Origin of the sequence: Nonomuraea sp. NPDC049607, assembly GCF_040675375.1 — a bacterium.
GTDB lineage: Bacteria > Actinomycetota > Actinomycetes > Streptosporangiales > Streptosporangiaceae > Nonomuraea.
On record NZ_JBFAOV010000007.1, the window covers coordinates 276,820 to 290,580 of the forward strand.

13 protein-coding genes, 1 tRNA gene, 2 pseudogenes and 1 riboswitch are annotated in these 13,761 nt (G+C 71.5%); of the genes and pseudogenes, 8 read left to right on the plus strand and 8 right to left on the minus strand.

Annotation, left to right across the window (positions count from 1 at the left end; genetic code table 11):
- Positions 1 to 1,479 (minus strand): phosphomethylpyrimidine synthase ThiC, encoded by a 1,479-nt coding sequence (gene thiC / locus AB0J97_RS17160; protein WP_364089370.1) that lies wholly within the window; start codon positions 1,477 to 1,479, stop codon positions 1 to 3.
- A riboswitch (TPP riboswitch) is annotated at positions 1,472 to 1,584 on the minus strand. It overlaps the preceding gene by 8 nt.
- Positions 1,585 to 1,619: 35 nt before the next feature.
- On the opposite strand from thiC, the gene AB0J97_RS17165 reads away from it, so the two are divergent.
- Entirely contained in the window at positions 1,620 to 2,240 is a 621-nt protein-coding gene (locus AB0J97_RS17165) for a class I SAM-dependent methyltransferase (RefSeq protein WP_364089373.1), read from the plus strand.
- Here AB0J97_RS17165 and AB0J97_RS17170 read toward each other — a convergent pair.
- A complete protein-coding gene (locus AB0J97_RS17170) occupies positions 2,200 to 4,443 on the minus strand; it encodes a glycoside hydrolase family 95 protein (RefSeq protein WP_364089376.1) in 2,244 nt (747 codons plus the stop codon). The genes AB0J97_RS17165 and AB0J97_RS17170 overlap by 41 nt on opposite strands.
- 62 nt (positions 4,444 to 4,505) lie before the next feature.
- Here AB0J97_RS17170 and AB0J97_RS17175 point away from each other — a divergent pair, with 62 nt between their 5' ends.
- From AB0J97_RS17175 to AB0J97_RS17195, 5 genes and pseudogenes are all read left to right on the plus strand, one after another.
- Positions 4,506 to 4,853, plus strand: coding sequence for a hypothetical protein (locus AB0J97_RS17175; protein ID WP_364089379.1), 348 nt, complete (start codon positions 4,506 to 4,508; stop codon positions 4,851 to 4,853).
- Positions 4,854 to 4,855: 2 nt separating this feature from the next.
- Positions 4,856 to 5,692: a universal stress protein gene (locus AB0J97_RS17180; RefSeq protein ID WP_364089382.1), complete on the plus strand. Its 837-nt coding sequence runs from the start codon at positions 4,856 to 4,858 to the stop codon at positions 5,690 to 5,692.
- 74 nt (positions 5,693 to 5,766) lie between these two features.
- Positions 5,767 to 6,099: pseudogene (locus tag AB0J97_RS17185) on the plus strand (GDSL-type esterase/lipase family protein); the annotation flags it as partial.
- 43 nt (positions 6,100 to 6,142) lie between these two features.
- Positions 6,143 to 6,307 (plus strand): hypothetical protein, encoded by a 165-nt coding sequence (locus tag AB0J97_RS17190; RefSeq protein WP_364089563.1) that lies wholly within the window; start codon positions 6,143 to 6,145, stop codon positions 6,305 to 6,307.
- A gap of 74 nt (positions 6,308 to 6,381) precedes the next feature.
- Positions 6,382 to 6,666, plus strand: a pseudogene (locus tag AB0J97_RS17195) (cellulose binding domain-containing protein); the annotation flags it as partial.
- 63 nt (positions 6,667 to 6,729) lie between these two features.
- On the opposite strand, the gene AB0J97_RS17200 reads toward AB0J97_RS17195, so the two are convergent.
- The 4 genes from AB0J97_RS17200 to AB0J97_RS17215 all read right to left on the minus strand — a co-directional run bounded on the left by AB0J97_RS17200 (position 6,730) and on the right by AB0J97_RS17215 (position 8,960).
- Positions 6,730 to 7,242: a YbaK/prolyl-tRNA synthetase associated domain-containing protein gene (locus tag AB0J97_RS17200; RefSeq protein WP_364089385.1), complete on the minus strand. Its 513-nt coding sequence runs from the start codon at positions 7,240 to 7,242 to the stop codon at positions 6,730 to 6,732.
- Positions 7,232 to 7,531 (minus strand): winged helix-turn-helix domain-containing protein, encoded by a 300-nt coding sequence (locus AB0J97_RS17205; RefSeq protein WP_357694782.1) that lies wholly within the window; start codon positions 7,529 to 7,531, stop codon positions 7,232 to 7,234. Before AB0J97_RS17205 ends, AB0J97_RS17200 begins: the two co-directional genes overlap by 11 nt.
- A gap of 255 nt (positions 7,532 to 7,786) precedes the next feature.
- Entirely contained in the window at positions 7,787 to 8,452 is a 666-nt protein-coding gene (locus AB0J97_RS17210; RefSeq protein WP_357694780.1) for an AIM24 family protein, read from the minus strand.
- 121 nt (positions 8,453 to 8,573) lie between these two features.
- The gene (locus AB0J97_RS17215; RefSeq protein WP_352349704.1) at positions 8,574 to 8,960 is read right to left on the minus strand and encodes a response regulator; all 387 of its coding nucleotides are present in this window, start codon (positions 8,958 to 8,960) and stop codon (positions 8,574 to 8,576) included.
- 114 nt (positions 8,961 to 9,074) lie between these two features.
- Here AB0J97_RS17215 and AB0J97_RS17220 point away from each other — a divergent pair.
- A tRNA-Arg gene (locus tag AB0J97_RS17220) sits at positions 9,075 to 9,146 on the plus strand.
- 174 nt (positions 9,147 to 9,320) lie between these two features.
- Here AB0J97_RS17220 and AB0J97_RS17225 read toward each other — a convergent pair.
- Positions 9,321 to 9,593 carry a hypothetical protein gene (locus AB0J97_RS17225; RefSeq protein ID WP_364089390.1) on the minus strand — a complete coding sequence of 91 codons (273 nt, stop codon included), beginning with the start codon at positions 9,591 to 9,593 and terminating at the stop codon, positions 9,321 to 9,323.
- Positions 9,594 to 9,702: 109 nt separating this feature from the next.
- Between AB0J97_RS17225 and AB0J97_RS17230 the strand changes: the two genes are divergently transcribed.
- A complete protein-coding gene (locus tag AB0J97_RS17230; RefSeq protein ID WP_364089393.1) occupies positions 9,703 to 12,810 on the plus strand; it encodes a BTAD domain-containing putative transcriptional regulator in 3,108 nt (1,035 codons plus the stop codon).
- Positions 12,811 to 12,847: 37 nt separating this feature from the next.
- On the opposite strand, the gene AB0J97_RS17235 is transcribed toward AB0J97_RS17230, so the two are convergent.
- Entirely contained in the window at positions 12,848 to 13,708 is an 861-nt protein-coding gene (locus tag AB0J97_RS17235; RefSeq protein ID WP_364089396.1) for an alpha/beta hydrolase, read from the minus strand.
- Positions 13,709 to 13,761: the final 53 nt, after the last annotated feature.

Genomic DNA, 13,761 nt, shown 5'->3' on the forward strand with positions numbered 1-13,761 from the left:
CTACAGGTAGATCGTGCCGCCCTTCCGGGTGAACTCGGCCGCCTTGTCGGCCATGCCCGCCCGTACCTCGTGGCTGAGCTTCATCGAGCAGAACTTCGGGCCGCACATCGAGCAGAAGTGCGCGGTCTTGGCGGGCGCGGCGGGCAGGGTCTCGTCGTGGAAGGCGCGGGCGGTGTCCGGGTCGAGCGACAGGTCGAACTGGTCCTCCCAGCGGAACTCGAACCGGGCGTCCGAGAGCGCGTCGTCCCACGCCTGGGCCTGCGGGTGGCCCTTGGCCAGGTCCGCCGCGTGCGCCGCGATCTTGTACGTGATCACGCCGGTCTTGACGTCGTCCCGGTTCGGCAGGCCCAGGTGCTCCTTGGGGGTGACGTAGCAGAGCATGGCGGTGCCGTACCAGGCGATCATGGCGGCGCCGATGCCCGAGGTGATGTGGTCGTAGCCGGGTGCGATGTCGGTGACGAGCGGGCCGAGGGTGTAGAACGGCACGTCGTCGCAGAGCTCGCGCTGCAGGTCGACGTTCTCCTTGATCTTGTGCATGGGCACGTGGCCGGGGCCCTCGATCATCACCTGCACGTCGTGCGCGTGCGCGACCTTGGTCAGCTCGCCCAGGGTGCGCAGCTCGGCGAACTGGGCCTCGTCGTTGGCGTCCGCGATCGACCCCGGGCGCAGGCCGTCGCCCAGCGAGAACGTCACGTCGTAGCGGGCCAGCAGGGCGCACATCTCGTCGAAGTGCTCGTACAGGAAGCTCTCGCGGTGGTGGGCCAGGCACCAGGCGGCCATGATCGCACCGCCCCGCGAGACGATCCCGGTCCTGCGGCGGACGGTCAGCGGCACGTGCGCCAGCCGCACGCCCGCGTGCACCGTCACGTAGTCGACGCCCTGCTCGCACTGCTCGATCAGGGTGTCGCGGTAGACCTCCCACGACAGCGCCTCCGGACGCCCGCCCACCTTCTCCAGCGCCTGATAGATCGGCACGGTCCCGACCGGTACGGGCGAGCTGCGGATGATCTGCTCGCGGGTCTCGTGGATGTTCGGCCCGGTGGACAGGTCCATGACCGTGTCGGCGCCCCAGCGGGTGGCCCAGGTCATCTTCTCGACCTCCTCCTCGATCGAGGAGGTGACGGCTGAGTTGCCGATGTTGGCGTTGATCTTGACCAGGAAGTTCCTGCCGATGGCCATCGGCTCGGACTCGGGATGGTTGACGTTGGCGGGGATGACCGCCCGGCCGGCCGCGACCTCCTGCCGTACGAACTCGGGCGCCATGCCCTCCCGGACGGCCACGAACTCCATCTCCTTGGTGACCACCCCGCGCCGCGCGGCGCCGAGCTGGGTGACCGGGGACCCCCACGCCGAGCGGTCGGTACGCGACGGCCCTGAGGTGTCGTAGAGCCGCACCGACGTGCCGTTCGACAGCCTGACCTCGCGCATGGGCACCTGGAGGTCACCGATGTGGATCTTGGAAAAGCGCGCGTCGCTCATCGCGCAAACTCCCTTCGCCGGCATTATCCGGAGCAGGTTCTGGCGGTCGGCGGCTGGCAGCCGTCCTCTCAGCCCGGTCCACACCGGGCTCCCGCGTTGGTCACCGCGATCATAACCTCGCGCGTGGCAGGATCAAGGGGATGTCTGATCCCATTGCGCACACGACCGCCACCTACGACGTCATCGCGAACCAGTTCGACGAGCGGTTCGCCGCCCCTCTTCCTTCGTTCGCGGCCTTCCGCGAACGGTTCGCCTCATCCCTTCCCGCCGGAGCCACGGTCGCCGACCTGGGGTGCGGTCCCGGGCGCGAGTCGGCCTGGTTCACCGGACGCGGCCTGTCCACCGTGGGCGTGGACCTGTCGATCGGGATGGCCGCTCTCGCCGCCGGGCGAGGCGTTCCCACCGTCCTGGGCGATCTGCGGCACCCGCCGCTGGCGCCCGCGTCCCTGGACGGCATCTGGTCGGCCGCGGCCCTCGTGCACGTGCCGTCCGAGCAGACCGAGTCGACGTTGCGCGCCTGGCACGCGACACTGCGCCCCGGCGGGGTGCTCGCGCTGACCACCGCCCTGGGCGACAGCGAGGGGTGGGAGCCGGTGCCCTACCGGACCGAGTACGAGCGCTGGTTCGTCCATCGCGACGCCGGCGACCTGCTCACGGCGCTGGACTCGGCCGGGTTCGCGGTCGCCTGGCACGAGTCGAGCGTGACCCACCGCACCTGGTTCAGCGTGCTGGCGACAGCGCGTAGCTCTCCCCTGCCCTAGTCTCCAGGTCGAGCGCGAACCCGGGGCCGCGCAGCCGGGCGGTCCCGCCGCGCGCCGACGTCAGCCTGACCTCGGCCGGCACGCCGTCCGTCCAGGTCACCCCCACCGTGAAGCCGCCGCGGGCGCGCAGCCCGTCGAAGGAGCCCGCGCGCCAGGCGGACGGCAGCGCGGGCAGCAGCTCGACGACGCCGGCGTGGCTCTGGAGCAGCATCTCGGCCACCCCTGCGGTCGAGCCGAGGTTCCCGTCGATCTGGAACGGCGGATGCGTGTCCCACAGGTTCGGCAGCGTGCTGGACCGCAATTGCCCGCTCAGCATGCTCAGCGCGCGGTCGCCGTCCTTGAGCCGGGCCCAGAAGTTGACCTTCCAGGCCATGCTCCAGCCCGTGCCTCCGTCGCCGCGGGCTTCGAGGGTCGTGCGCGCCGCCGCCAAGTGCTCGGGAGCGGTGAGCTGCGTGCCGGGGTGCAGGGCGTAGAGCTGGGAGACGTGCCGGTGCCGGTCGGCGGGGTCGTCGAGGTCGGCCTTCCATTCCTGGAGCTGCCCCCAGGAGCCGACGCGCAGCCCGGGATCGAGCCGGTCGGCCGCCGCGCGCAGCCGTCCGGCGAACTCGGCGTCCACGCCGAGCGTCCGCGCGGCCTCGGCCGTGCAGGCGAACAGGTCCCGGACGATCTGCTGCGGCATGGCCGCGCCCGCGGTGAAGTCGCCGTGCTCGGGCGAGTAGGCGGGCGAGACGACCAGGCTGCTGTCGCGCACGTCGGGACGCAGGTTGGCCAGCCAGAACTCGGCGGCCTCGCGCATCGCCGGGTAGGCGTGCCCGCGCAGGTAACCCTCGTCGCCGTCGAACAGGTAACGCTCGTAGAGCTGGCGCACCAGCCAGCCGGCCGCGTCCGGCATCCAGAACGACGTGGGCCAGTCGTGCACCCCCGTGAACCCGAACGGGTTGGTGTTGGAGTGCACCACCCACCCCTCGGTGCCGAAGATCGACCTGGCGGTCTCGCGTCCGGGCGCGCGCAGCCCCGCCACGAACTCCTGGTACGGCACCGCCGTCTCGGCCAGGTTCGCCGGCTCGGCGGCCCAGTAGTTCATCTGGAGGTTGATGTTGGTGTGGTAGTCGGACTCCCAGGGCGGCGAGTTGGACGCGTTCCACACCCCCTGGAGGTTGGCCGGCAGTGAGCCGGGGCGGGAGGAGGCGATCAGCAGGTACCGGCCGTACTGGAAGTACAGCGTCTCCAGCGCCTTGTCGGACGGGCTCGCGACCCCTCCGTAGCCGGCCAGCAGGCGGTCGGTCGGCAGGTCGGGCATGATCTGGCCAAGGTCCAGGCGGACCCGGCCGAACAGCGCCCGGTGGTCGGCCTCGTGCTCGGCCCGCAGCTCCCCGTACGGCCGGCGCGCCGCCGCGTCCACGGCCGCCGTGACCCGCGCCGCCGGGTCCGGGCCCCGGTAACCGGGATGGACGGGCGCGTGGTCGGTGCCCGCCGAGAACACGAACACCGCGCTGTCGGCGCCGGTCACGACGACGCGGCCGCCCTCGTCCGTACGGGTGCCGCCCTCGGTCAGCACCTGGACCTGGCCCTCGTACACCAGGCCGTTGTCGGCCAGCACGCCCCGGACGCGCAGCCGTCCCGCCTCGGCGGTCACTTCCTCCCCGCCTGGGTGCGCTGTGCCGAACCGTAACGTGAACCCCACCCGCCCCGGGCGTGCCGCCGTCAGCCGTCCGACGATGACCTTCGCCGGGTACGAGGCGAAATATTCCCTGGTGAGCACCACGCCGTCGGCGTCCTCGTACGTCACGGCGGCCACCGCCGTCTCCAGGTCGAGCGTGCGCCGGTAGCCGCCCGAGAAACCACCGGTCACGTCGAGCAGCAGCTCACCGAAGTTCTGGTACGCCCCGAACCCGGGGATGTGCCCCACAGTGCTGTAGGACGGGTTTCCGAGGATTCCGGCCACTTCCTCCGGCGCGGCCGAACCCCGCTCGTCGATCAGCCGGCGCACGGCGTCCAGCGCGCCGGGCCGCTCCTCGGGCCAGTTCCCCGACGCGCCGGGCTCCGCGCTGCCCGGACCGCCGGTCCACAACGACTTCTCGTTGAGCTGGACGCGTTCCGTCCCGAGGGTCCCGAACACGCACGCGCCGAGCGCTCCGTTGCCGATCGGAAGGACGTGTCCTTCCCAGTCGGGGGCGGGCTCGTCGTACCGGAGCGTCAGCATGGTGATCAGCCTAAGGTTTGACGATCGCCCCTGGCGGTACGGACCCCCTCAGGGGAACTATGATGAAGATCGCCGCTGTGGCCGCGATCGTGGCTCTGACCACGATCGGACCGGCTGCCGCCTCTGGGGACGGCATCGAGCAGCAGGAAGTGAGCAAGCAGCAGTACCGGATCCTGACCGCCCAGTGCCGCTACGCCGACACGCAGGCCCTGCGCACCAAGTGCAGGCAGGCGGTCCAGGAGAACTACCGCATCGGCCGGCGCAACCGTTCACTCGACTGCCGGACGTACTCCGGCGTGACGGTCTGCGGCGAACTACTCCTCAGCAGGACCGAGCGCGCGTGCATCGACGAGTCCACCAGACAGGGCTTGGCGTACCGCCGCGCCGAAGTGGAATGTTACGTGGCCTGACCATGATCGTCGCAGGTGTCGACGGCTCGCCGACCGGACTGCTGTCCGTCGACTGGGCCGCCAAGGAGGCAGTGCTGCGCGGGGTGTCGCTGACCGTGGCCCACGTGGTGCCCGACTGGGTCTGCCACCCGATCTCCGGCCGGTACGCGGAGGTGGGCAAGTGGATGCGCGACGGCGCCAAGGAAGTGCTCGCGGCCGCCGAGCGGCACGCCCGCGAGCAGGGCGCCGACGTGACCACGGAACTCGTGCCCGGCGATCCCCGCGCCGCGCTCATCAAGACCGCCGAGCAGGCCGAACTGCTCGTCGTCGGCAGTCGTGGCCTGGGCGGCGTCCGTGGGCTGCTGCTCGGCTCGGTCGCCCACGGGGTGGCCGCGCACGCCCACACGGACGTCGTCCTGGTCCGCGACCCGCCCGCCGTTCCGCGCGGGGAACTGGTGGTCGGTGTGGACCGCTCCGAGGGGAGCCTGCGCGCGCTGAAGTTCGCCTTCGCCGAGGCCGAGCTGCGCGGCGCCCGCCTGCGCGCGGTGGAGGCCTGGGCCTGGCCGCGCGCTTCGGGCTTCGACCCCGCCGATCCTGAGGCCGAACGCGAGACCCGCGAGGCCCTGCGGACGTTCCTCGCCATACCCCGGCAGTGCCATCCCGGCGTGGAGGTGATCGAGGACGTCGTGCACGGCCATCCCGTCGAGGTGCTGCGCGAGGCGGCGTCCGGGGCCGACCTGCTGGTCGTCGGCAGCCGGGGGCACGGCACGCTGAAGGGCATGCTCATCGGCTCGGTCAGCCAGGGCATGCTGCACCACGGGCCCTGCCCGCTCGCGATCGTGAAAGTCACATCGGTGTAGGGGACGTTCCCGCAGGTCGCCGCCTTCCGTTCGGACGGCCGCCTTCCCCGTCTCCCCCCGCCCGCTCCTACCATCTGCGCAGGCCACGCGACGGGAGTGGACATGCGCAGGATCAGCGCCTTACTGACGGCGATGCTGGCACTGGCCGGCGCGGTGCTCGTCCTCACCACGTCGCCCACGACGGTGACAACGAGGGTCACGGCGGCTACCTGGCCACCAACATCGCGAACCAGGGCCTGCTGCCCGGCTGGCTCCCGGCCACCAGGCCCGACATCGTCGTCATGCACCTCGGCACCAACGACGTGTGGAGCAACATCGCCCCCGCGACGATCCTGGGCGCGTTCACCACCCTGGTGAACCAGATGCGGGCGAGCAACCCCGACATGAAGATCCTCGTCGCCAAGATCATCCCGATGAACCCGGCCACCTGCGCCGACTGCGCAACGCGTCGTGGCCTTCGACAACGCCGTCCCCGCCTGGGCCGCCGCCACCACCACCGCCCAGTCCCCCGTCACGGTGGTGGACCAGTGGACGGGCTTCAGCACGGGCACCGACACCTACGACGGCGTGCACCCGAATGCCTCCGGCGACCAGAAGATGTCCGACGCCTGGTAGCCGGCCCTGACCGCCGCCCTCTCCGGGCCTTCCTCCCCCACCCCACCTCGGGGAGCGGTGACTGCGCGGCGGCCTACCGGATCACCGGCCAGTGGCAGGGCGGTTTCCAGGGCGAGGTGACCGTCACGAACACCGGCGCCTCCCCGGTGACCGGCTGGGACGTCGGCTGGACGTTCGCCGACGGTCAGGCGGTCAGCCGGCTGTGGGGTGGGCGGCTCACGCAGACGGGCTCGTCCGTGCAGGTCAGGAACGAGACCTGGAACGGCGCCCTCGCCCCCGGCGCCACGACCACCTTCGGCTTCCTCTCCTCCTGGACCACCACCAACACCCCACCAACCGCCACCTGCGCCCGCGCTTGAGGCCCGGTTGGTTGCCGGTACCCACACGCGGTCTTTGTCGGCGGGCGGTACCCCCGCAGGGGCTCAGTTGGCGGCCGGCACCGGCGCCGCCACGATGGTGGCCACGCGCGGCGCGGCCAGCCGGACGTAGTCGTCGGTGGCCAGCACCAGCGACCGGTCGAGCCGCGCGGCGTTGAAGTAGATCTCCGGCAGCTCCAGCAGCGAAGGATCGACCACCAGCTCAAGACGAGGGTCGAAGCTGAACGGCAACACCGTCCCGCTGACGCTCCCCGCCAGCTCCTCCGCCCTGTCCTTGTCCGCGAAGGCCACGTACGTGCCCTCCAACAACCCCTTGACCGCCTGCAGATCCAGCCGCGCATCCCCCGGCATGACGGCCAGCACGTGCCGGGTCACCTTCTTACCGACCTTGACCATCACGATCAGGCACTTGGCCGCCTGCTCCACACCGTGCCCCCGCAGGGCGCTCACCAGCTCGGTACGGCCCTCCGCCGGATGGTCGATCACCCGGTAGCGCGCCCCGCCGGCATCGAGATCGGCGATCAGACGTTCGTAGGCGTCGGCCGAGTCACCAGTCACTGCTCAACATCTCCTTGACCTTGGCGATCCGGTCCTCGTCGCGCTGGTAGAAGACCCATTGCCTGATCTTCGTGCCCCGGATCAGCCCCGCCTTGGCCAGCACCTTGAGGTGCTCGCCGCAGGTGGGCTGACTCACGCCCAGCTTCTCGGCGATGAACAGCGAACAGACGCCGTCCCGTACGAGGTCGCCGTCGCGCTGTGGGCGGAAGTGCCGCTCGGGGTCACGCAGCCACTCAAGGATGAGCAGCCGTTTGTCGCTGGCCAGCGCCTTGACCAGATCCACATCCACCGAGCCAGTATGGCAATTAGCTAATTACCTGTCCACGCCCGAACCGCCACCTGACGTAGAACCGGCACCTGCCCTCGGCGCCCACACGCACTCCCCGGCCGCCGCAGGCCACTGCCTCCTCGGCAACCGCACAAGCCTCCCCGCCGCCGCAGGCCACTGCCTCCTCGGCAACCGCACAAGCTTCCCGGCAGCCGTACAAGTCGGCCGGACAGCTGCACCACCGTCGGCCGCGCATGCCTCACGGCCGCGCATGCCTCACGACGCCTGCACCACCGGCGCCCCTTCGCTGGCCTGCACCAGCACGAATCCCTGCCCCCGGAACGCCAGTTGCATGGCCTCCCCGCTCCCCCGCCCGATCAACGCCCCCGCCTTCATCGTGCGGTTGACCCCGACCTGCAACCCCGTGCTCCAGCACACCGCCGCCTGCCCGTCCACGAACGTCGGCATCCTCGCCACGTCCAGCAGCACCGGCGTACCGTGCGTGGTCACCGCCACCCACCCGGTGCCGGTCACCGTGGTGTTGAACAACCCGCCGGCCGCGACCCCGGCCCCCTGAACCCGCTGGATGTCCCACCGGAGCTCCGGCCCGAACGCCAACAGGTTCCGCCCGTTGACCGTCAGCCCCTCGTTCTCCAGGTAGAAAAGGTGGATGTCGTCGGCATTGTCCGCCAGATAGAGCAGCCCCTGGCCGCGTACCCGCATCAGGGAGGTGCCCTCCCCCGTCACGGCCTTCTTGAGCAACCGGCCGATCCCGCCGGCGCCCTCGTAGTCGAAGTCCATCTGCCCCTGGAAGGCGACCATGGACCCCTGCTTGGCCAGCACCTCATGTGGCAACTGAACCCGCAACATCTTGCGGTTCTCCAGCGCGAACCCGCCGGGAAGCGGTTGGGCATCGAGGTTGCCAAAGATCGAACTACGCACGTCGTACCTCTCACGTCGATGGTCGTCGCCGCCGACGTGCACCCGGACGCGGCCCGAGCGGCGCCACCCCGCCGCTCTTCACCACCTCCGGCACTCCGCCCCAGCGCCTTCTACAACCCCATCAACTCGGAGCCCCGGAAGCGAGTTCCCGTACCACCTGAATGAGCTCGGCCGGGTCGAACGGCTTGGTCAGGTACGCGTCGACCCCGATCCCCAGCCCACGCCTCCGGTCATCGTCCTGCGCCCGCGCCGTGATCAGGACGACCTTGATGTGACTGGTCGCCTCCTCCGTACGCAACTTCTCCGCCGTCGCCCACCCGTCCAGGCAGGGCATCATCACGTCGAGCGTGATCACATCCGGCATGACGTCCATCACCCGATCCAGACAGTCCTGCCCATCGGTGGCGGTCGACACCTCGAACCCCTCCAGGTTCAGGTTGACCGCGATGAGCTGCCGGATGACCTCGTCGTCATCCACGACCAGTACTTTGCCAAGAACGTCGCTCACGGGCGCAAAGCTAGCCCGTAGCGGGGCGGTCACGTGGGGTTTTCGCGGGATGCGTTCAGGGAGCGTTATCTGGTGCCGAGTGGTCTCCGGATGCTGATAGCCTTATCACTCGTCGCCCCCTTAGCTCAGGGGATAGAGCACCGGCCTCCGGAGCCGGGTGCGTAGGTTCGAATCCTACAGGGGGCACACAATCTTGATCAGCGACTCAGGTCACTGACCAGCGCAAACATCACAGGAACGGGCGGGCCTCCAGTGCTCTTGTGCCGCGACGCGTAACGCCTGCTCATCGCTCTCCGGCCGTGCTCCCCACGACCTCAACCAGTCGCCCCGCTCCACATCCTGCAGAACCACCCGCACAGGCTATCCGACGTGCTGGCGAAGCTCCTCCTCGTCGCCCTCGCGCCAGTCCGGCCAGGGGCGTTCCCATGTGGCGCCTTCGTCCGGCCGGGCGGAGTTGATGGGAAGGTCTGCGGCGAGACAGGCCCGGTGGTCGTCGGCGAACTCGATGCCGTATTCCTTCTCGATCCAGGCGAACTCCTTGTCGGTCAGGCCGGGCCTGACCTCGCAGACGCCCGACGACGCCAGGCGCCGAGCGGCTTCACGGCCGAGGCGGACCGCATCTGAGGGGAGCACGCCGTCCACCCTGGTCGCCATCGTGGCGATGGCTACGTCCTGTGGGAGCCCGTCCGGTGAGGCGGGGTGCGGCGGTTGTTCGGGGAGGGGCAGGTGGGAAGGTGGCCGGGTGCAGATTTCCCTCCTTGGTCCTGTTGCGGCCACGTCCGACGACGCCTCCCCGATCGACCTCCCCGGCGCGCGGCTGCGGATGTTGCTGACGCGGCTCGCGCTGGAGGCCGGACGGCCGGTGCCGGCGGACGTTCTGATCGACTGCATCTGGGGCGAGGAGCCCCCGGCCGGGGTCGCCAACGCGTTGCACGGGCTGGTCTCGCGGCTGCGCAGGATGTTGGGCGGGCCGGAGTCCGTGGAGCTGGTGGCCGGTGGATACCGGTTGCCGGTGCGTCCCGAGGACGTGGACACGCATCGGTTCGAGCAGCTTGCCGGGCAGGCCAGGCGGGAGCTCGCGGCCGGCAGGCCGGAGGAAGCCTCGGCCTTGCTCCGGACCGCTCTGGACCAATGGCGGGGCGACGCGCTGGCGGACGTGCTGGAGGCCGCGTTCGCCCGTGATGTGGCGGCCCGGCTGGAGGAGTTGCGCGCCGCCGTCGCCGAGGACTTCTTCGACGCGGAGGTGCGGCTCGGCCGCCACTCCGAGGTGCTGGCCGACCTGCGTCTCGCGGCCGTCGCCCGCCCGCTGAGCGAGCGGCTGGCCGAACTGCGGATCCGGGCCCTGTCGGCCGCCGGGCGCCAGTCGGAGGCGCTGGCGGTGTACGACGAGGTCCGCGGCAGGCTCGGCGACGAGCTGGGCGTCGATCCCTCGCCCGAGCTGCGCGCGGTCCACCTCGCCCTGCTGCGCGGGGAGCTGAACCGTCCGGCCGTACGGCCACCGTCCGCGCCCAGCCGGCTCCCGGCCAGGCTGACCACCTTCGTCGGCCGGGAACGTGAGCTCGGCGAGCTCGCCCGGCTGCTGGCCGGCGCCCGGCTGGTGACGATCGTCGGACCGGGTGGCGCGGGCAAGACCAGGCTGGCGATGGAGGCCGCCGACCACGTCGAGGAGCGCACGTGGTTCGTCTCGCTCGCCGGGGTCACCCAGCCGGACCAGATCGCGGACGCGGTGCTCAGCGCCTGCGGCGGCCTGTTCGAGGGCGGGTTCAAGCCGCAGGCTCCCGCCACGGCCCGGCTGGCGGCCCAGCTCGACGTCGGCCCGGCCGTACTGGTGCTGGACAACTGCGAGCACCTGGTGGAGGCGGCCGCGCAGCTCGCCGAGCAGCTGCTCGGCCGGCTTCCGCAGCTGCGCGTCCTGGCCACCAGCAGGGAGGCGCTGGCGATCAACGGCGAGGCCCTGTGCCACCTCGGCCCGCTCGACCTGCCCGTGGCGGACGCGGACCTGGCCGAGGCCGCCGAGTCGGACGCCGTGCGGCTGTTCGTCGAGCGGGCGGGCAGGGTGCGCCAGGGGTTCGCGCTCGACCAGGCCACGCTGGGGCACACGGTGGAGATCTGCCGCCGCCTGGACGGCATGCCGCTGGCGCTCGAACTGGCCGCGGCCAAGCTGCGGGCGATGAGCGTGGCGCAGATCGCCCGGCGTCTGGACGATCGGTTCCGCCTGCTCACCTCGGGGAGCAGGACCGCGCTGCCACGTCAGCGCACGCTGCTCGCGCTGGTGGAGTGGAGCTGGGACCTGCTGGAGGAGCCCGAACGGGTGCTGGCCGCCCGCCTGGCCGCCTTCCCCGGCGGCGCCGACCTGGCCGCGCTGGAGGAGATCTGCTCCGACGCGTCCCTGTCCGCCGCCGACATGGTGTACGTCGCGAGCGCACTGGTCGAGAAGTCCATGATCCAGCAGGACGGCGACAGGTACTGGATGCTGGAGACCGTCCGCGCCTACGCGGCGGACCGGCTCGCCGAGCCGATCAACGACCGGTTCCGCGACTACTTCCTGGCGCTGGCCGAGGAGAACGAGCCGCTGCTGCGTACCCGGGACCAGCTGCGGGCCGTCGAGGTCTTCGACGCCGAGCACGACAACCTGGTCGCCGTGCTGCGGACGGCCATTGAGGCGGGCGACGCGGCCACGTCCGCCCGGTTCGTCAGGTCCATGATCTGGTACTGGGGCATGCGCGGGATGTCCACCGAGTCCGACGCGTTCCTGGGTGAGGTGCTGGCGTTCGGCGAAGAGCTGCCGGCGGACGCGCGTACCGCCTTCGAGGTGGTGCGGTCGACGGCGGGCCGGCGAGGCGGGCAGGAGGTCCGCGAGAACCTCAGCCGTCCCGGGGTGACGAAGTACCACAACGCGCTGCCGTTGCTCCGCCTCTCCAAGCTCACCACCCAGGACGCCGGAGACCTGGAGGCCCTGGACTCCCCCGACCCCTGGGTGCGCGCCAGCGCCCACTGGGCCTACGACTTCCGCCTCACGGAACAGGGTGACCAGGAGACCGGCGCCGGCCACAGGGAGGCGGCGTTGCGCCTGTTCCAGCAGGTCGGCGACCGCTGGGGGCTGGTGATGAGCCTGGTACGGCAGAGCCGCGTCCACGGCCTGCGCGGCGAGCACGACAGCGCGGTCGCGGCCTGCGAGCGCGCCGTCGCGGTCGCCTCCGAGCTCGGCACCGAGGAACACCTCTTCATCACCAAGTCGCATCTCGCCCAGAACCGCATGCGCGGCGGCGACCTGGACGGCGCGCTGCACGACGTCCACGCCGCGCGGCGCCAGGGACGCGAGCACGGCCACCGGAGGCTGGAGGCCAGCATGCTGTTCCCGCTCGCCGAGGTGCACCGCCACGCCGGCGACCTGGACCGGGCCCATCAGGCCGTGGACGAGCTGGAGGCGGTCGCCCACCGGCTGCCCGGCCCGCCCGCGCTGAACGGCGACGTGATCGTGTCCTCCCGGATGGCCGTCCTGGTGACCGAGGGGGCCGCGGAGGGGGCGCGCGAGCTGCTGCCCCGGGCGCTGCGCGGTGTGCTCGGGAACACCAACGCCAACGCCATGGCCCGGGGCGCGGAGCTGGTGGCCAGGCTGCTCGGGCTGGAAGGCGACCATGCGGGGGCCGCGACGGCGCTCGGCATGAGCCACGTGATCAGGGGCGTCTTCGACGAGGGCGACCCCGATCTGGGCCGGCTGGTTCCCGTCCTGACCGGGCGGCTCGGCGACGCAGGTTACCTGGAGGCGTACCGGCGTGGCGCGGACCTGCCGCGGCAGGAGGCGATGGACCGGCTCCTGGCGCTCTGCGCGGACCCGTCGGGGGTTTGACGTGGGCTGAGCGGGAGGCGGCGGGTCCGTGAGGTCGTCATTCGTGCAGGAAGGTCAGCAGGGAGGCGGCGAGGGCGTCCGGGGCCTCTTCGGCCACGTGGTGGCCGCTGTCGATCGGGTGGCCGGTCACGTCGTCGGCCCAGGTGCGCCAGATCGCCAGCGGGTCGCCGTACAGGTCCTCCATGTCGTCCTTGGACGTCCAGAGGAACAGGGTCGGGCAGGTGAGGCGGCGGGCGGCGGCGCGGTCGGCGTCGTCGGCCGCGCGGTCCACGGTCAGGCCGGCGCGGTAGTCCTCGCACATCGCGTGCACGGTCTCCGGGTCGTGGACGGCCCGGCGGTAGTCCTCGTACGCCTCCTGGCCCATCTGCTCGGCGGTGCCCTCGTACCAGGCGTCGGGGTCGGCGTTGATGACGCGTTCGGCGGGTTTGGCGGTCTGGCCGAGGAAGAACCAGTGCCACCAGGACGCGGCGAACCGGGCGTCGGCCCTGGCCAGCGCCTCGCCGATGGGGATGCCGTCCATCACGACCAGGCGGGTGACGGCGTCGGGGTGGTCGGCGGCCAGGCGGTGGGCCACGTAGGCGCCGCGGTCGTGGCCGGCGACGGCGAACCGTTCGTGGCCCAGCGAGCGCATGAGGGCGACCATGTCGCGGGCCATGGCGCGCTTGGAGTAGGGCGCGTGGTCGGGGGTGGTGGGCGGCTTGCCCGAGCGGCCGTACCCGCGCAGGTCGGGGCAGACCACCGTGTGGTGCGGGGCCAGGAGGGGGGCGACGCGGTGCCAGGTCGCGTGGGTACGGGGGTGGCCGTGGAGCAGCAGGACGGGCGAGCCCGAGCCGCCGTACCGGACGAACAGTTCAGTCTCGCCCACGTCGATCATGCCGGTCGCGAAGTCGTCGAACATCGGCCGCCTCTACCCACGGCCGCCGCCGATCAACGCGGCCCGGGTCGCGACGC